This is a genomic window from Marinimicrobium sp. UBA4209, assembly GCF_002381585.1.
In the GTDB taxonomy this organism is placed as follows: Bacteria; Pseudomonadota; Gammaproteobacteria; order Pseudomonadales; family Cellvibrionaceae; genus Marinimicrobium; species Marinimicrobium koreense.
This window is the reverse complement of the sequence record NZ_DFTP01000094.1, coordinates 338-17,909: the sequence shown is the minus strand read 5'-3', so window position 1 is coordinate 17,909 and position 17,572 is coordinate 338. Positions and strand designations below refer to the sequence as shown.

Genomic DNA, 17,572 nt, shown 5'->3' with positions numbered 1-17,572 from the left:
CGGCGTGTTGGTTTATTCCAGCGCGCGTGTCGGCTCATCCGGCTTGGCGTAGGCCAGCCGCTCCAGGCGCTCGGTGCGATGGTAGCTGTCCAGCCCGGAAATGGTCACCGCGTCCAACGCTTCGATATCCACGTAGCCGTCCGGTTGAATCACATTCGGCTCCACATGCACTGCGACGATTTCACCGACGATAAAATCGGTGTTGTTGGACTCCAGGTGTTTGCACTCCAGCAGTTTCAAGCCGATCTTCAGGCGGCTCTCGCCGACATAGGGGGCCGGGTGATCTTCCAGATAGCTTGGTTTTAACCCGGTGGCATCGAATTCCGATTGCCCGCGAAGGTAGCGAGCGGAGGTTTGATGGGCCGGGCGGATCATGCCGCCATGCACCTGATTCAGGGTGTAGTAACCGGTGGCCAGAATATTTCCCACGCTGTGCCGCTCTACCGTGCGCGGGCGCGTCACCATGCCCATCAGCGGTGGATTGGCCCCCAAATGGATGACCGAGTTGACGATTGCCAAATTGGGGTGGCCGTCCTGGTCCACAGTGCCGACCAGATTGGCGCTCTTGAAGCCCGCCAGGGAGTTGATGAATTGCGCGCGGTAGCGCTTTTCCATCTGCTCGATGCTCGGGCGGTCAAAGTACAGGGAAGAAGTCATAGTCGCTCCACAATGGCTTGTGGAAACACTATACGACAAGGTGGGGGCAATGGGTCAAAAAAAGGGGGTGGTCGGGGCCACCCCAAAGGATCGACTTCATGAAGCAATGAAGAAGAAGGGGAAATGCTATTTGGCAGAAACGCGTCAGACCTGAATGCTGACCACACCGTTTTCCACGCGAACCGGGTACACCGGTACCGAGTGGGCGTCGGACTCCAGGCACTCGCCGGTGCGCAGATCGTAGTGCTCCTTGTACAGCGGTGAGGCCACCACGGTGCGCTCGCCCAGGGAGCCGATAATGCCCCGGCTCAGGACGTTGGCTTTGCCAACCGGGTCGTAGTTGCCGATGGCAAAGACTTCATCGAGGGTCTTGCTGTAGAAAATTGCGACCTGCTTCTGATGGATCAGGGCGCACAGGCCGCTGTTGGGTTGCAGGTCGGCTTTGCTGCATACCTCAACCCAGGTCTGTTCCACTTTCTTGGCGACGGCGGTATTCATGGTGATGCTCTCCTTAAAGGCAATCGGTCATTGAACACAAACTTCAGGAATTGATTTCCACTAACGGGATGCGGTTCTTGCGCTCCTCGTCGGTGGCGGGGCGACGCTGACCGCGCTCGGCCACATAGGCGAGGTTGTCATCGATCTCGTCACTGTTGATAAAGTGGCGGAAGCGCTTGAGCTTTTCCGGATCTTCCAGGGTGGTCTTCCACTCGCACTGGTAGTTGGCCAGGTTGCGGGTCATGTCATCTTCCAGCTCCCGGCCGATATTCAGCTTGTCTTCAATCACCACTTCTTTCAGGTAATCCAGCCCGCCTTCCAGGTTCTCCATCCACACCGAGGTGCGCTGCAAGCGATCGGCGGTGCGGATGTAGAACATCAGAATCCGGTCGATGTACTGAATCAGCGTGTCGTCGTCCAGGTCGGTGGCGAACAGGTCCGCGTGGCGCGGACGCATGCCGCCGTTGCCGCAGACGTACAGGTTCCAACCTTTTTCCGTGGCAATTACGCCGATGTCTTTCGACTGGGCTTCGGCGCATTCGCGGGTGCAGCCGGATACGGCAAACTTGATTTTGTGCGGTGCGCGCAGGCCCTTGTAGCGGTTCTCGATGGCGATGGCCATATCCACGCTGTCCTGCACCCCGTAGCGGCACCAGGTGCTGCCCACACAGGATTTCACCGTACGCACGGATTTCCCGTAGGCGTGGCCGGTTTCAAAACCGGCGTCGATCAGTTTTTTCCAGATGATCGGCAACTGGTGCAATTGCGCACCGAACAGGTCCACCCGCTGACCACCGGTAATCTTGGTGTACAGGTTGAACTCCTTCGCGACCTCACCGAGCACGATCAGCTTTTCCGGGGTGATTTCGCCCCCGGCCACTCGGGGCACTACGGAGTAGGTGCCGTCCTTCTGCATATTGCCCAGATAAATGTCGTTGGTGTCCTGCAGGCCCAGGTGTTCTTCCTTCAGAACGTAATCGTTCCAGAAGGAGGCGAGAATCGAACCGACCGTGGGCTTACAGACTTCGCAGCCCAGGCCCTTACCGTGACTCGCCAACAGCTCGTCAAAGGTTTTGATCTGTTTGACGCGCACAATATCGGCCAGCTCCTGGCGGCTGTACTCGAAGTGCTCGCACAGGTGGTTGTTCACCTCCACACCCAGGGCGCTCAGCTCGGCGTCCATCACCTGCTTGGTCAATGCCGCGCAACCACCACAGCCGGTGGCGGCGCCGGTGCAGGACTTGATGCCGCCCATATCGGTACAGCCATTCTGCACCGCATCGCGAATCGAGCCTTTGGTAACGTCGTGGCAGGAGCAGATCTGGGCCGTGTCGGGCAGGGCATCCACACCCATGCCCACCGGTGCCTCGCCGTCGGTGGCGGGCAGAATCAACTGCTCCGGTGAAGCAGGCAGGTCCATCCCGTTCACGCAGATCTGTTGCAAGGTACCGTAGGCGTCGGTGTCGCCCACCAATACCGCCCCCAGCAGTTTCTTGCCGTCTTCGGAGACGATCAGGCGTTTGTACACTTCGGCCACACCGTCGCTGTAGGTATAGCTTTGGGCGCCGGGTGTCATTGCCAGGGCATCGCCGACACTGCCCACGTCCACGCCGAGCAGCTTGAGCTTGGTGCTCATGTCGGCGCCGGTGAAGGATTGCTCGGCGCGGCCCTGAATATGCTCAACGGCAATTTTGGCCATCTGGTAACCCGGGGCCACCAGGCCGAAAATCTGGTTGTTCCACAGGGCACATTCGCCAATGGCGTAGACGTTGTCCGCCGAGGTCTGGCAGTGGTTATTGATGGCGATGCCTCCGCGTTCACCCATTGCCAGGCCCGCCTGCTTGGCGAGTTCATCCCGCGGGCGAATACCGGCGGAGAAAATCACCATATCGGTTTCCAGGTGCGAGCCATCGGCGAAGTTCATCCGGAAGCGGCACTCATCACCTTCGATAATTTCCTTGGTGTTCTTGCCGGTGTGCACACTTACACCCAGTTTTTCGATTTTCCGGCACAGCAGTTGGCCGCCGCCTTCATCCAACTGACGGGCCATCAGACCATTGGAAAATTCCAGCACGTGGGTTTTCAGGCCCAGGTTCTTGAGCGCATTGGCCGCTTCCAGGCCGAGCAGACCGCCGCCGATGACCGCGCCCACCTGACTGTTCTGGGCCGAGGCGGTAATGGCTTCCAGGTCTTCAATGGTGCGGTACACCAGGCAGTGATCCTGATCCCCACCGGGGATGGGGGGCACAAACGGATAGGAGCCCGTGGCCAACACCAGCTTGTGATAGGCCTCGGTACGGCCGCTCGCCGTGGTCACCGTCTGCTCGTCCGGCTGGATGCTCACCACCTTGTCGTTCAGGGTGTACACCACGCCGCGCTCGCGGTAATCGTCCTCGGTGGTCAGCGCCAGATCCTCGACCGTCGAGCCGTCAAAGTAGCTGCTCAGCTTGACCCGGTCATAGGCCAGGCGCGGCTCTTCGGAAAAGGTGATGATCTCGTAATCACCGGCGTTCTCCACACTCAATAAAGTGTCGATAAACTTATGCCCGACCATGCCGTTGCCGACCACAATAATGCGCTGTTTCATAAAACCACTCCTGACTAAACTCAAAATTCTGATTCCGGTTTTACCGGTATTGGTGGATGACGGCCTTCGGCCTACGCAATCGACCGCTGCTGCGCCTCACTCAAAAACTGCTCCGGCGCCAACTGGTCCGCCAACCGGACCACATCCCCCACCACAATCAACGCCGGGGATTGCACGGCTTTGCGCTCGGCGGTCTCGGCCAACGCTTCCAACGTGGTGGTCAACACCCGCTGATTCGCCCGGCATCCGTTTTCAATAAACGCGGCGGGCGTATCGCCACTCAAACCGTGAGTCATCAATTGCCCGGCAATCTCTTCCGACCGGCTCACGCCCATATAAAAAACCAGGGTGTGATTCAACTGCGCCAGCGCCGGCCAATTGGCGGTCACTTCGGTTTCGCCGTGGCCGGTCACCAAGGTGCAGCCCTGGGATACGCCGCGATGGGTCAAGGGCATATGGGCGCTGCTGCTGCAACCGGAGGCGGCGGTAATACCCGGTACCACCTCGGCGTTCACACCGGCCTGGCGCAGGGTCATCAGTTCCTCACCGCCGCGACCAAACACAAAGGGGTCGCCGCCTTTAATGCGGCATACGGTTTTGCCCATCAGTGCCTGGTCCACCAGGCGCTGATTCAGATCGTCCTGCGCAATGCTGTGATGATTTTTCGACTTGCCGACATAAAGTGCGGGGGTGCCGTTCGGAAACAGCGCGCGAATATCCGCACTCACCAACTGGTCGTAAAAAATGATGTCCGCGCTTTCAATCGCGCGCAGCGCTTTCAGGGTCAGCAACTCGGCATCGCCGGGACCGGCACCCACAAGCCATACTTTCCCGGTTGATGCGGGAGTCGAGCGGGTCGGCTTGGCCGAGGGAATCAAAGGTTCAATGTTCATGGAGTTCATAACGGTTGCCCTGAAAAATCATTTTACGAATGCATGGTTGGGCTAGAGCAAAGACAGTGCCATTCACTGACAAACCCCATGAAAAAGTTTATAACCCCTTATTTTTCATGCGCTTAGCGGGCACACATTCTGCAGCGCGGGATTTTTATGCGTTACAAGTTCACGCGAAACGAGCACCACGGACGTGCAAAGGTGCGCTGAAATAATGCAAAACGGTGAAGGCGGGCTATGAGCAATTTGCGTTGAAATTGTGCAAGTGGTGGTGCGTCGTGCGCCATACCGGTGCTCTTGCAGATTTTTCGTTGGAATGAGTGCGTGAACTGAGGTGAATTCGGCCGAACGACCGACATTTAATGGCAGGAAATGAAATTGGCGTGGCGATTGCAGTACTTGAAGGCGTGATGACAACAAACACTTTCTATATTGCAGGTTGATCCATGACAGTTCATCGGTACGAACCCATTCCCACCGCCCAAGCCGAGTCCACGGTACAGACCACCTGTGCCTACTGTGGTGTTGGCTGTGGCATAAAGGCCACGGTGAATACCGAGGAACGGAAGGTGTTGATCGAGGGAGACGAGACCCATCCGGCCAACCTGGGGCGGCTCTGTTCCAAAGGCCTGGCGCTGGGGGAGACCCTGGTGGACACCGGTCGACTGCTCCACCCGAAAGTGCACGGCGAACAGACCAGTTGGAATCACGCGCTGCAGACTGTGGCTCAGGGTTTTGTGGATACCATTGTCGAGCACGGCCCGGACTCGGTGGCCTTTTATGTGTCCGGGCAACTGTTGACCGAAGACTACTACCTGGCCAACAAGTTGATGAAGGGCTTTATCGGCAGCGGCAATATCGACACCAATTCCCGCTTGTGCATGTCCTCCAGCGTGGCCGGGCACAAGCGCGCCTTTGGCAGCGATACGGTGCCGGGCTGCTACACCGATCTGGAACAGGCGGACATGATCGTGCTCACCGGCTCCAATCTCGCCTGGTGCCACCCGGTATTGTTCCAGCGTATCAAGGCCGCCAAACAGCAGCGCCCTCATATGAAGGTGGTGGTGATCGACCCGCGCCGAACCGACACCTGCGATATCGCCGACCTGCATCTGCCCATTCATCCGGGAACAGATGTGGCGTTGTTCAATGGCCTGCTCAGTTATCTGGCCCAACACAACGCCATTGACGAAGACTTTGTCCAGGCCCATACCGAGCATTTTACCGAAGCCCTGGTGGCCGCCATGGAAGACGCTGGTCAGCGCCCGGTGCTGGCCGAACAACTCGGCGTGGCCGACTATCAGTTGGAAACCTTTTTCCAGTGGTACGCCCAGACCGAAAAAACCGTCACCGTCTATTCCCAGGGGGTGAATCAGTCCACCGCCGGCACTGACAAAGTCAATGCCATCATCAATTGTCACCTGGCCACCGGCCGTATCGGCCGGGCGGGCATGGGGCCGTTCTCCGTCACCGGCCAGCCCAATGCCATGGGTGGCCGTGAGGTCGGCGGCTTGGCGAACACCCTGGCGGCCCATATGGAGTTTGACCACCCGGAGCATTGGCAACTGGTGCGGGACTTCTGGAAAGCGGACAACCTCGCCACCCGTCCCGGCCTGAAAGCCGTGGACATGTTCGACGCCGTCGCCTCCGGCAAAATCAAAGCCATCTGGATCATGGCCACCAACCCGGTCATGAGCCTGCCCAACGCCGACAAAGTCAAGCAGGCCTTGAAGGACTGTCCGTTGGTAGTGGTGTCCGACTGTATTGAAGACACCGACACCACGCGCCTGGCCGACGTGCTATTGCCCGCCGCCGGCTGGGCCGAAAAATCCGGCACCGTGACCAACTCCGAGCGGCGCATTTCCCGCCAGCGGGCCTTGCTGCCGCCCCTGGGGGAAGCAAGGCCGGACTGGTGGATCATCGCCGCCGTGGCCAAACAGATGGGTTACGGTCGCGCCTTCGACTACGCCAGCGAAGCCGAAGTGTTCAGCGAATACGCACGCCTGACCGCCACCGACAATAATGGCACCCGGGATCTCGATCTGGGTCACTATAGTCACTTGACCCTGAATGACTACGACAGCCTGCCGCCGCGGCAATGGCCGCTGCCGACGAAAGCCCCGTTGCCCGATGGCGACCAGCGCCTGTTTGGCGATGGTGTGTTCTTTACCCCCTCCGGCCGGGGGCGGTTCGTGTCGGTACGCTATCGCGCACCGGCCACCCAGGTGGATAGCCACTACCCGCTGACCCTGAACACCGGCCGCATCCGCGACCAATGGCATAGCATGACCCGCACCGGCCTGGCCTCGCGCCTGTGCGGCCACCTGCCGGAGCCGTTTATCAGCATTCACCCCAAGGATGCCGGGCGCTACCAATTGAAAGATGGTGCTCTCGCCGATGTCACCAGCCGACAGGGGCAGGCGCGGGTGCGAGTGCAGCTCACCGATCAGGTCAACCTGGGTGAAGTCTTCATGCCCATGCATTGGAACGATGTACACGCCAGCCGCGCCCGGGTGGCCGCCCTGGTAGGTGAATACGTCGACCCCACCTCCGGCCAGCCGGAAAACAAATACACCCCGGTTCAGGTCCAGCCCTGGTACGAACAGGCCGAAGCCCTGCTGGTCAGCCGAACCCCACTGCCCGAACTGGACGCCGACTACTGGGCCATGCGCCGCGTCAACGGCGGCTACCTCTATCGCATCGCCAGCGAACAGCACCCCACCGACCTGGATAAACAACTCCAGGGCCTGTGCCAGCAAGGGGACCAACAGCTCGCCTTCGGCCACCCCGAGCGCGGCGAATTCCGGCGCGCCTTTGTGCGCGAAGGCCAACTGCATATCGCCTTCTCCGTCGCCAAACAATTTGGCACCCGGGATTTCAGTTGGCTCGGCGACCTGCTCGAAGGCGACTTCGCCGCTACCGCCATGCGCGCCCTGCTAAGCGGTAAACCGGATCAGCAACAAAGCCAGGGCAAACTGGTGTGCGCCTGCAAACAGGTGGGTTACAACACCCTGTGCAACGCTATCCGCGAAAAAGGCATCGACACCGTCGACGCCCTCAGCGCCGAAACCACCGCCGGCACCGGCTGCGGCTCCTGCCTGCCGGAGCTGGAGCAGATTATTGCCAGGGAGCGTGCGCACGAGGCGGCCTGAACTTAAAGCCAGGGACGGTTAAATTCTGACCAATCCATACAGTATATTGGCAGCCGAGCCAAAATCGGGCACACTTTGTAAACCGAGCGCGCTCGTTTACACACCGTGGCTCATAAAAAAGACAATAAATTCAATGCATTACCAAACCGGGCAGTGAATTAACGCGCACCGCCCGTCAGAAAAACGCGCATGCACGCTTTTTCACCCTGACAACTTGGATGTTCAGCATGAAAATACCCGAATATCAGATAGTTGCGAAAAGCTCTTCGAGTGAATGCTCGGAGGGATATTGCGCATGCGCGATATACAAATGTTATGAGGCTCTAAAGGTGTGATGCCACATCCATACGCTTGTGGAGTATTCGAATTATGTCGATGCTGGAGTCGGTGCCAAGACGAAAGAAAATAACGTGGCTACCTTCAGGGTACTTGTAGTACGCCTGCCTAATTTCGTCACACTTGCGGCCAAGAGATGGGTTTTCGGCTAGCGCGTGGAAAGTAGAATCCAGTTGCTTGAGGTAAAACTTGCGTTGATCTCGCCCCCAGGTCGCCTCGGTGAAACGTGCGATACCAATCAGGTCTTCCTTGGCTTTATTGGTAACTTTGAAGGTGGGCATTAATGAGCTTCGCTGTCCAATTCATCCATAAGGGAATGGTAGCTGTAATCGGAAAATCCGCTACGCTCCCCCTCGATCAACAACTTACGGAGATGTACCCGCTTGGCGTCAGTTTCCTCAAGCATTCTAAGGCCGGCCCGGATAACCTCGCTAGTGGACCCGTAGCGCCCGCTTTGGAGTTGCTGGGCAATGAACTCGTCAAAATGCTCCCCAAGGGATATGCTGGTGTTTTTGGCCATGGCAGGGCTCCTAGTACCAATATGTGGTATTTAATGGTACTGCCTCATAACAATCGCGTCAACCCGGACTGCCAAAGCCTGCGCCGCTTCGCTATGCAGCCTTTGGCAGCCGGTTACGCGGGGCGTTATGTGATATACGAAGAGAACCAATATGAGTAACTCTAAGGTCAAAAAAGGTGACTGGATAACCGTCGGATCTTCTAATATCAGTGCCTACGTGTTTAATGTTATCTCAGACACTGAAGTTTCTGCTGGTTACTATCAGAACCAACGTAAGGCTATAAAAGAGGACTTCGTATGGGATGGGGAATGTTGGCAATTTAAACACCAAGGCCCCAATGGCAGCTACTTGCGGGGCGAAGAGGAAGCAATCGTCAAAAGAGGTCCTCGAAGTAGTCCATGAAACACATAACCAAGCGCAGCACTACGCAGCCTGCGGCTGCCGGACACTCGCAAGCTCGCGCCGGTGTGCGCGGGCGTTATGCACCAGATATCCCCACCTCAAAATACTTTAAGGAAGTAACGTGGCTGACGAAAATATCGAGTATGAAAAGCTCACACAGGAAATCTATCAGGCTATAAATTCTGCGGAAGGTGTTAAAAATATAGAGGTCAAACACAACATCAAACTCGCTGGGAAATCAGGGTGTAATCATCAGATTGATGTTTACTGGGAGTTTGAGATGATGGGTGAGAAGCACCGAGTTGCCATTGAGTGTAAAAATTACTCAAAGGAGGTGTCTGTTGGCAGAGTTAGAGATTTCTTCGGTGTGCTACATGATGTTGGTAATGTTAAAGGTATTTTCATTACAAAAAAAGGGTATCAGAGCGGAGCAGTAAAATTTGGGGAGCACTATGGGATATCTCTTAAAGAACTACGTTTTCCATCTCAAAGTGATTGGGAAGGACGAGTTAAAGACATCGGGATTAAAATGTCTGTTTTCTCTACAGATATAAAGCAGCGAAATATTGATATTGATATGGATTGGTTGTTTAAAAATACGGCTTATAAAGAAGGTGACCAGGTTGATTTATCTGGAATGGCTGACGATATCAAAATTGTTGACGCTGAAGGTAACAGTATAACCGACTTTCACACTATTGAAAGTGCGCTACCACACGAGTGGAAAGAGGAAGTGACAAGAACGCATGAGGAGAAATTTACTGATGCATTTTTAAAATCCCCAAAGGGAGAGTTGTTTAAGATAAACGGAATTTCATATGTTTACGATGTCAACTCTGAAACTGAAGAGTCTGTGACCGAGGGAGAAAGGATTGCGAAGGCAATCTTAAGGGATGTCACTTCTGGGAACATAAAATTTTATGATACACAGGGCAATGTTAGAGACGTAAGAAATGCATAACAAGGCGCTGCTACGGGAAATTTACTCGCCAGCGCTCCCAAATTTCTGCAGAGCGCGGCGTTATGCGATGCATCAGCCCAGAGGTACCGATGAACATCATAGGTAACGACCTCCCGACAATCTATGCCGATATGAATTTGTATCGCTACGTTGCCTACGGCGAAGTTGAGGTTGCGGATTTCGAGAGTTTCAAATGGGTATACTCTCATGTGCACCTCGACGAAATGGCCCGTACAGGGAATACCGATGCTTTAGAGGGTATGCGACTGCTGGGTGCAGTTGAGGTATGCGATGTCTTGGATAAAAATTTTGCCTCTGTGGGGAATGTCGTCCTTAATGGGTATGTTGATCCCGACGAGCGCTATCGACAGCACTTAGAGGCCGTATCTGGCTTTGAAGATTCGGATAGTACATCGGTAGAGGTCTTGCTCAGAATTTTTGGCGCCGACAACTTCGCTGAGCTTTCACTAACTCCAGAGATGTTGCGTGAAGAAGTGGATCGACTAACGGGCGATCTAGAAGATGGCCAGAGGTCCTCTCTGCTAGATCAAGCCGACTCTGCGGCCGTTGAGTTTCAGAAAACTATAGATGTGCATATGAGTGAAAGGCAGCCTATAGATAGAACCAGACTAGCCATGGGGATAAATAGCGGAGATCGACACAAGGCAGAAGCATGCGAATCTCCGATCGAAGAGATTTGGAAGATTATCGAACCGGCCATGGGCGAAGTAACTCTAGATCAATTCTTTGGCTTCACTCCCCACCCAGCTTTGGCTGAGATACCACATACCCAGCATGGTATCTTAGGAGGTGCGCATATCATCCTGAACTTGCTGGGAATCAGTCCAGATCGCGGTATGGCCAAGCGGGACAAAATTAGAAATATCATGTCGGATAGCCAACATTTGGGAATGGCTTCATATTGCAATGCCTTAATATCTTCTGATAAGCGGTTTATTAATAAGGCACGAGCAATATACACATATGTAAAATCCAAAACTAACACTCTACATATTCCATATGACCCTGAAGGTATCACGGTTTATATCGGAACTCGGGAGGCAGAAACTGGTGCATAACCATGCGCAGCACTACACAGCCTTCGGCTGTCGGACGCTCGCAAGCTCGCGCCGGTGTGCTTGGCGTTAAATTTGTCGATCGCTTAAAGGCTTTTACATGGAATTTAAAGAAGAGGCTCAGATAGAGCAGTTCCGGTCCGTGATTGCGGTTGGTGCATCGGCATTGAAAAGCGCGCTTTTAATAAATGGTGGTGGAGTCATAGCCGTACTGACATTCCTCGGGAATCAAAAGGATCAGCAAGGTTTTGTTTGGTTTGTATCTGCTATGTTCGTAATGTGTGGCGGCATCTCTCTGGCCGTTTTTGGTAATATTCTTGCCTACATAGCGCAAATTAAGCATCTAAACCAGCTAAAATCTAAGAGTCCTGGCGATCCAGCCGGTACACCTTGGGGGTATGCGGCGGTCACGCTAATTGTAATTTCGGTGGTTGCGTTCATAGGTGGGGTCATACTTGCATCGTTTGGTTTCGTACAAAAAATTTAACAAAGCGTACCAGTTCGCCGCCGCAAGCGGCGGCAGGACGCTCTGAACCTGCACCACTTTGACGGACATTACACCCCTTTAACAGGAGTGTAGCCCACTGTCCGTCAAAGTGGTCCAGGTTCGGTCGCTGGGACGCTAACCCGCTGCGCGGCTCGTCGCCCGTGGTTTGCGTTTATCGGATTGACACCGTTGCGCAACACGCTACAATCATCCCATGGTCAAGTCATTCAAACATAAGGGACTAAGGCGCTTCTACGAGACCGGTAGCGCTCGGGGCATCCAGGCCAAGCACGAGAAGCGCCTTCGAATGCAACTGGCAGCGCTGGATACCGCCAAGGAAATCAATGACTTGGATGTCCCTGGCTATAAGCTTCACCCTCTTAAAGGTGATAGGAAGGGCATCTGGGCGATTACCGTTAATGGGAACTGGAGACTGACGTTTGAATTCTCCGACGGTAATGCCTACGTACTCGATTATGAGGATTACCACTGATGAAGATGTATAACCCCCCTCATCCCGGCGAATTCATTCTGGCTACCTATATGGAGCCTTTTGGCCTTAGTTGTCGTTACTTGGCAGGGCGACTGGATGTATCGCCGTCTACTTTAAACCGCTTGCTCAAGCAGCAAAGCGGTATTAGCCCGGAGATGGCGCTGCGTCTCTCCAAGGCTTTGGGCCGGACCCCTGAAAGTTGGCTGGCGATGCAGGACATGTATGACCTCTGGATAGCAGGTAAAAGCGTTAAGCTCGACAAGGTCCAAAAAGTTGACCTTGATGCCGCATAAAACCAAATAACTTCACCTGCTGAGACGGAGATGCAAGTCAATGACGTATGGTTTTGTCAACCAACTCTTTAACCAGATCAACCTCAAAAACCTGCGGGGCGATGTTTTTGGTGGTCTGACCGCGGCCATTGTCTCACTGCCGATGGCCCTTGCATTCGGGGTTGCCTCAGGCGCAGGTGCGGAGGCTGGCCTTTATGGGGCAATTTGTGTAGGGCTCTTCGCTTCGCTATTCGGTGGTACCCCAACGCTAATCTCCGAGCCGACCGGGCCGATGACGGTTGTCATGACCGCCGTTTTGACCTCTCTCGTGGCGAGTCATCCGGAAAACGGTCTGGCAATGGCATTTACGGTGGTGATGATCGCCGGCCTTTTCCAGATTTTGCTCGGTCTATTGAAGCTGGGGCGGTATATCACCATGATGCCCTACAGTGTGATATCCGGGTTTATGTCCGGTATCGGGATCATCCTCATTATCCTGCAGTTTGGCCCGATGCTGGGTCAACCCTCGGTCAGCGGCGGTGTGCTCAATAACCTGTTGGCCATACCCCAGTTTATTAAGAATCTGAGCGTGGCCGAGCTTTCCATTTCGTTAACGGCGCTCCTGGCGCTCTTCTTTATCCCAAAACGTATCGCAAAAGTTGTGCCCCCGCAGCTCATTGTATTGGTACTGGGTACCGCTATTGCGTTGCTACTGTTCGGCGATAATCTGCGTTTGGTAGGCCCTATTTCATTGGGTATACCCGATTTCTATCTCCCGTACTTCACCGCTGATCAGGTGACCACCATGCTTATCGATGGCATGGTGCTGGGGACCTTGGGCTGCATTGATGCCCTGCTGACGGCGGTCATCGCAGACAGTCTGACCCGCAATGAGCACAACTCGAATAAAGAGTTGATCGGTCAGGGCATTGGGAACCTGGCCTCAGGCTTTATTGGCGGATTGCCTGGCGCTGGCGCTACCATGGGAACGGTGGTGAATATCCAGACGGGCGCCCGGACGGCCCTTTCGGGGATCGTGCGTGCCGCTGTTCTATTGGTGGTTGTCGCGTTTGCCTCGGGGTTGGCCTCCAATATCCCGCTCGCCATTCTGGCAGCGATCGCTGTCAAGGTTGGTCTTAGCATATTGGATTGGAGCTTTTTGAAGCGGGCTCATCGCGTCTCGACCAGCGCTACCCTCATCATGTACCTGGTCATTGCGCTGACGGTGTTGGTGGATTTGATGGTGGCGGTCGGCCTTGGGGTCTTTATCGCAAACATTATTACCATCGACAAGCTGAGCCGATTACAAGCGCAGCGAAATATGCAAGTCATCAGTGATGTCGACGATAATATCTCGCTCGAAAGCGAAGAAAAGAAAATCCTCGAAAAGAACCGCGGTGACATTGCCTTGTTGTATTTCAGTGGTCCGTTGATTTTTGGTATGTCGAGAGCGTTGGCACGCGAGAGAAACAGCTTGAATGCCTTCAGAAAAATTCTCATCGACCTAACCGATGTGCCGACGCTGGATACCACCATGGTGCTCGCCTTGGAAAACACCATTCAAGACGCTGTGCAAAGCGGCAAGTTGGTCACAACCGTTTGCTCAAATACCAATCGACACACGTCGCTGCACGAGTTTTTGGAATCAAACCAGATTCCGAAATTTACCTCCCGGATCGAGGCATTGACCTGGTTGGCTGATAAGGAAGTTTAGGTCAATGTGTTGAGCCCACCCCTTCGGTGAGATGATTGATGGAGCACTTGGCGGAACTCGGCTACCTCGGCCTCTTCCTGTCCGCATTCCTGGCGGCGACGATATTGCCCCTCAGCTCCGAGGTGGTGCTCAGCGCCTTGTTGCTGAGCGGCCTGTCGTCGGTGGTTCTGGTTTCGGTCGCCACCGTCGGCAATGTGCTCGGCTCACTGACCAACTATGCCTTGGGCTATTGGGGGAGTCTGGTGGTGGTCAAGAAGTGGTTGCGGATGTCGGAAGACGACTTTGGCCGGGCCGAGGCGCGGTTTCGGAAGTATGGGATGGTGTCGCTGTGCTTTGCCTGGGTCCCCATTATTGGGGACCCCTTGACCGTGATCGCCGGCGTGTTACGGATACGCCTGCGTTGGTTTTTGCTGTTGGTGACGGCGGGTAAACTGGCTCGCTATGTCGTCATCAGCTATATGACGCTCGCGTTTCAGTGAGCCATTGCTCCCACATCGCCTGGCACTTTGCTAAGGCAGTTTCTTCTTGTCGACGGTCCATTCAGGGTGTTCGGCCAGCCCCGGTGGATTGCCGGTAAATAACTTGCCTGCCGTTTCGTCGTCCTTCAGTTGCCATTTAAACCAGGCGGTCGCCACTCGGGCAAACTCTCCGCCGTGGGGCTGGCCGTAGGTGCCGCCGTGGCCCACGTCCATATTGCCGACGAACACTGGCACATGGTCAATCTGTTCCACGTCGTTCATGCCATTACCGTAAGCAATGTCGGATTCTCCGCCCAGCAGGTACAGTGTCGGGGTATGGATATTTTCCAACTGCTTTTTGGTCAGGTTGGGAATGCCGGGCATTGGATCTTTGGGCGGTTCGTTGAAGATGCCGCTATTGAAGACCCCCAAGGTGGTGACCCGCGGGTCGTCCGCGACGTCCAGCGCCTGCAGTCCTCCGCAGGACATGCCCGCGACGCCGATCTCGGTGGTGTCCAGCGCCTGATGGTAGGGGCTGTTCTCGTTATCATTCTGGACGATGGCCCAGTCGATGGCATCGGTCAGTTTGGAGGAGCTGGAGCGCTCTGTCTTCTGCTCCCCGTTTTCTGTGGGCATGGTGCCGATGGCGACGACCATAAAACCGTGGGAGGCGATTTCGTTCAGGAAGTTCACATGCTCCCAGGGGGAGTCGAAACAGGCGCCATTGCCCCAGACCACAATCGGGAGTTTCTCGTCGCCCTGCGCGGCGATGTTGTTGGGCCGGAACAGGGTATGTGTGGGCAGTGAGGCATCTGTTGCCATAATGGCACTGTAGGGGCCGGTGCCGCCGTCTTCGACCACCCGTGATTCGATGGTTTCGGCAGAAGCGTAATTTGCCAGGATGCACGACAGAAAAACAATTAGGGCTTTAGCGTTTCTCATGGGACTCGATCTTATTGTTGAGGGTTCGGAGCGGTCATTATGGCGATGAACCAAAATCGAGTCTACTGCCTGGGCGATAGATCCGCGCCACGTCCGCGGACGTAGCCTGTTGTGGTCTTGTCACACGTTTATTGCTGATTTCAATGAGGTCATGGTCAACCTATGCATTCTCTTCTATCCAAAGCGTTCGCTTCTCTATTGCTGCTTACGTGCAGTGCCGTGCTCGCCAATGAGGACGACTGGCGTTCTGAACTGGCGCGCGATGCGGAGCGCCTGCCCAGGTTGCACTCGTTGTTGGTGCTGCATCGGGGCGAGGAGGTGGTCGCACTGGATATCCGGGGGCCGGGGCTGGATACGCCGGTCAATATCAAATCCCTGTCAAAAACGGTGCTTGCGGCGCTGGTGGGTGTCGGGATTGAGCGTGGGGTTCTGGAGGGGGTGGATCAGCCCATTGTGGAGGCGCTGGGCGGTCAGGTGCCGGAGGCGGCCACGGAAGGGGTGGAGCGCATTACCTTGGGCAACCTGTTGTCCCTTCAGGCGGGGCTGCAGCGCACCTCGGGGCGTAATTATGGTGCCTGGGTCAATAGCGACAATTGGGTGCACCATGTGCTCACCCGGCGGTTTGTGGATAAACCGGGCGGGCGGATGCTTTACTCCTCCGGTAGTACGCATTTGCTCTCCGCCGCGCTGACCGAAAGCGCCGGGCGCAGCACGCTGGCCTTGGCGCGCGATTGGCTTGGGGAGCCGCTGGATATCGCCTTTCCCGCGTGGGATCGGGACCCCCAGGGCATTTATTTTGGCGGCAACAATATGCTGATGTCGGCGCGGGAACTGGCCGCCATCGGAGAGCTGTACCGCAATGGCGGCCGGGTAGGGGAGCAGCGGCTGTTTTCCGAGGCCTGGGTGGACACCTCCTGGACCGGGCGGGGCGAGTCCGCCTATACCGATGATCCCTACGGCTACGGCTGGTTTCTGCGCCCGCTGGGCGGTGAGCCCGGCTACTATGGGCGCGGTTATGGTGGGCAGCTGCTCTATGTCGTTCCCTCCCTTGAGTTGACGGTGGTGATGACCTCGGACCCGACTCCACCGTCCCCCGGTTCCCGCTATCTGCGCCAGCAGTTGCGACTGTTGGAGCACCACGTGATTCCCGCGCTGCGTCCGTGAGGGCCGCCCGTGCGGGCGGCCATTGCAGGGGGCTATACCGACCTTTGTGAGAATCTATCACAGATGGCAAATCGATTTGCTATGCTTCAATAGATCCATTCTTGTGCTATACCGTATAGATCATAGCCGCACGTAATCATAAATGAACGCGAAAGGAGCAGATCGATGAGTGACCAGAACACAGGCGCCGGAAAATGCCCGGTGATGCACGGGGGCGCAACGCTCGCCAGCACGTCCAATATGTCCTGGTGGCCCGAAGCCATCAACCTCGACATCCTTCACCAGCACGACCGCAAGACTGACCCCATGGGGGAAGATTACGACTACCGTGAGGAAGTCAAAAAGCTTGATTTTGAGGCGTTGAAAAAAGACCTTCACGCCCTGCTGACCGACAGTCAGGAGTGGTGGCCGGCGGACTGGGGTCACTACGGTGGCCTGATGATCCGCCTGGCCTGGCACGCCGCCGGTACCTACCGGATTGCCGATGGCCGTGGGGGCGGTGGCACCGGTAACCAGCGCTTCGCGCCGCTGAACTCCTGGCCGGACAACGCCAGCCTGGACAAGGCCCGCCGTCTGCTGTGGCCAATCAAGAAGAAGTACGGCAACAAAATCAGCTGGGCTGACCTGATCATCCTATCCGGTAATGTGGCCTATGAGTCCATGGGCCTGCCGACGTTCGGCTTTTCCTTCGGTCGTGAAGATATCTGGCACCCGGAAAAAGACATCTACTGGGGTGCGGAGAAAGAGTGGTTGGCGCCCTCCGATGAGCGCTATGCCAATGTCGACAAGCCGGACACCATGGAAAACCCGTTGGCCGCCGTGCAGATGGGTCTGATCTATGTGAACCCGGAAGGTGTTAACGGCCAGCCTGATCCGCTGAGAACCGCGCAGCAGGTACGTGAAACCTTCGCCCGTATGGCGATGAACGACGAAGAGACCGTGGCGCTGATCGCCGGTGG

At 55.8% G+C, this 17,572-nt stretch carries 18 protein-coding genes; 11 read left to right on the top strand and 7 right to left on the bottom strand.

Going from position 1 to position 17,572, the window contains the following annotated elements; genetic code table 11:
* Positions 1-12: 12 nt before the first annotated feature.
* The 4 genes from B3187_RS13580 to cobA all read right to left on the bottom strand — a co-directional run bounded on the left by B3187_RS13580 (position 13) and on the right by cobA (position 4,635).
* Positions 13-657 (bottom strand): flavin reductase family protein, encoded by a 645-nt coding sequence (locus B3187_RS13580; protein WP_286807012.1) that lies wholly within the window; start codon positions 655-657, stop codon positions 13-15.
* A 144-nt stretch (positions 658-801) separates the two neighbouring features.
* Entirely contained in the window at positions 802-1,155 is a 354-nt protein-coding gene (nirD, locus tag B3187_RS13575) for a nitrite reductase small subunit NirD (RefSeq protein WP_024462039.1), read from the bottom strand.
* A 43-nt stretch (positions 1,156-1,198) separates the two neighbouring features.
* Entirely contained in the window at positions 1,199-3,742 is a 2,544-nt protein-coding gene (nirB, locus tag B3187_RS13570) for a nitrite reductase large subunit NirB (RefSeq protein WP_286807011.1), read from the bottom strand.
* Between the two features lie 71 nt (positions 3,743-3,813).
* Positions 3,814-4,635 carry a uroporphyrinogen-III C-methyltransferase gene (gene cobA, locus B3187_RS13565; protein ID WP_286807093.1) on the bottom strand — a complete coding sequence of 274 codons (822 nt, stop codon included), beginning with the start codon at positions 4,633-4,635 and terminating at the stop codon, positions 3,814-3,816.
* A 446-nt stretch (positions 4,636-5,081) separates the two neighbouring features.
* Between cobA and B3187_RS13560 the strand changes: the two genes are divergently transcribed.
* On the top strand, positions 5,082-7,787 hold the full coding sequence (locus B3187_RS13560) for a nitrate reductase (protein ID WP_286807010.1): 2,706 nt from the start codon (positions 5,082-5,084) through the stop codon (positions 7,785-7,787).
* A 323-nt stretch (positions 7,788-8,110) separates the two neighbouring features.
* On the opposite strand, the gene B3187_RS13555 is transcribed toward B3187_RS13560, so the two are convergent.
* Positions 8,111-8,404 carry a type II toxin-antitoxin system RelE/ParE family toxin gene (locus tag B3187_RS13555; RefSeq protein ID WP_286807009.1) on the bottom strand — a complete coding sequence of 98 codons (294 nt, stop codon included), beginning with the start codon at positions 8,402-8,404 and terminating at the stop codon, positions 8,111-8,113.
* Positions 8,404-8,643, bottom strand: coding sequence for a type II toxin-antitoxin system ParD family antitoxin (locus B3187_RS13550; protein ID WP_286807008.1), 240 nt, complete (start codon positions 8,641-8,643; stop codon positions 8,404-8,406). Before B3187_RS13550 ends, B3187_RS13555 begins: the two co-directional genes overlap by 1 nt.
* 151 nt (positions 8,644-8,794) lie before the next feature.
* Between B3187_RS13550 and B3187_RS13545 the strand changes: the two genes are divergently transcribed.
* From B3187_RS13545 to B3187_RS13510, 8 genes are all read left to right on the top strand, one after another.
* Entirely contained in the window at positions 8,795-9,046 is a 252-nt protein-coding gene (locus B3187_RS13545) for a hypothetical protein (RefSeq protein WP_286807007.1), read from the top strand.
* Positions 9,047-9,167: 121 nt separating this feature from the next.
* Complete coding sequence (locus B3187_RS13540) at positions 9,168-10,007, top strand: restriction endonuclease (RefSeq protein WP_286807006.1); 840 nt, start codon at positions 9,168-9,170, stop codon at positions 10,005-10,007.
* 89 nt (positions 10,008-10,096) lie between these two features.
* Positions 10,097-11,086, top strand: coding sequence for a hypothetical protein (locus B3187_RS13535; RefSeq protein ID WP_286807005.1), 990 nt, complete (start codon positions 10,097-10,099; stop codon positions 11,084-11,086).
* Positions 11,087-11,183: 97 nt separating this feature from the next.
* The gene (locus B3187_RS13530; protein ID WP_286807004.1) at positions 11,184-11,570 is read left to right on the top strand and encodes a hypothetical protein; all 387 of its coding nucleotides are present in this window, start codon (positions 11,184-11,186) and stop codon (positions 11,568-11,570) included.
* A 214-nt stretch (positions 11,571-11,784) separates the two neighbouring features.
* Complete coding sequence (locus tag B3187_RS13525) at positions 11,785-12,063, top strand: type II toxin-antitoxin system RelE/ParE family toxin (protein ID WP_286807003.1); 279 nt, start codon at positions 11,785-11,787, stop codon at positions 12,061-12,063.
* Positions 12,063-12,356, top strand: coding sequence for a HigA family addiction module antitoxin (locus tag B3187_RS13520; RefSeq protein WP_286807002.1), 294 nt, complete (start codon positions 12,063-12,065; stop codon positions 12,354-12,356). The genes B3187_RS13525 and B3187_RS13520 overlap by 1 nt, the downstream gene beginning before the upstream one ends.
* A 40-nt stretch (positions 12,357-12,396) precedes the next feature.
* Entirely contained in the window at positions 12,397-14,049 is a 1,653-nt protein-coding gene (locus tag B3187_RS13515) for a SulP family inorganic anion transporter (protein ID WP_286807001.1), read from the top strand.
* A gap of 38 nt (positions 14,050-14,087) precedes the next feature.
* Complete coding sequence (locus tag B3187_RS13510; protein WP_286807000.1) at positions 14,088-14,528, top strand: YqaA family protein; 441 nt, start codon at positions 14,088-14,090, stop codon at positions 14,526-14,528.
* A gap of 30 nt (positions 14,529-14,558) precedes the next feature.
* Here B3187_RS13510 and B3187_RS13505 read toward each other — a convergent pair whose 3' ends face one another.
* Positions 14,559-15,449 (bottom strand): alpha/beta hydrolase, encoded by an 891-nt coding sequence (locus B3187_RS13505; RefSeq protein ID WP_286806999.1) that lies wholly within the window; start codon positions 15,447-15,449, stop codon positions 14,559-14,561.
* Positions 15,450-15,611: 162 nt separating this feature from the next.
* Here B3187_RS13505 and B3187_RS13500 point away from each other — a divergent pair, with 162 nt between their 5' ends.
* Both B3187_RS13500 and B3187_RS13495 read left to right on the top strand, forming a co-directional pair.
* On the top strand, positions 15,612-16,613 hold the full coding sequence (locus B3187_RS13500) for a serine hydrolase domain-containing protein (RefSeq protein WP_286806997.1): 1,002 nt from the start codon (positions 15,612-15,614) through the stop codon (positions 16,611-16,613).
* A gap of 165 nt (positions 16,614-16,778) precedes the next feature.
* On the top strand, positions 16,779-17,572 hold a 794-nt coding region (locus B3187_RS13495), incomplete at its 3' end, for a peroxidase family protein (RefSeq protein ID WP_349678204.1).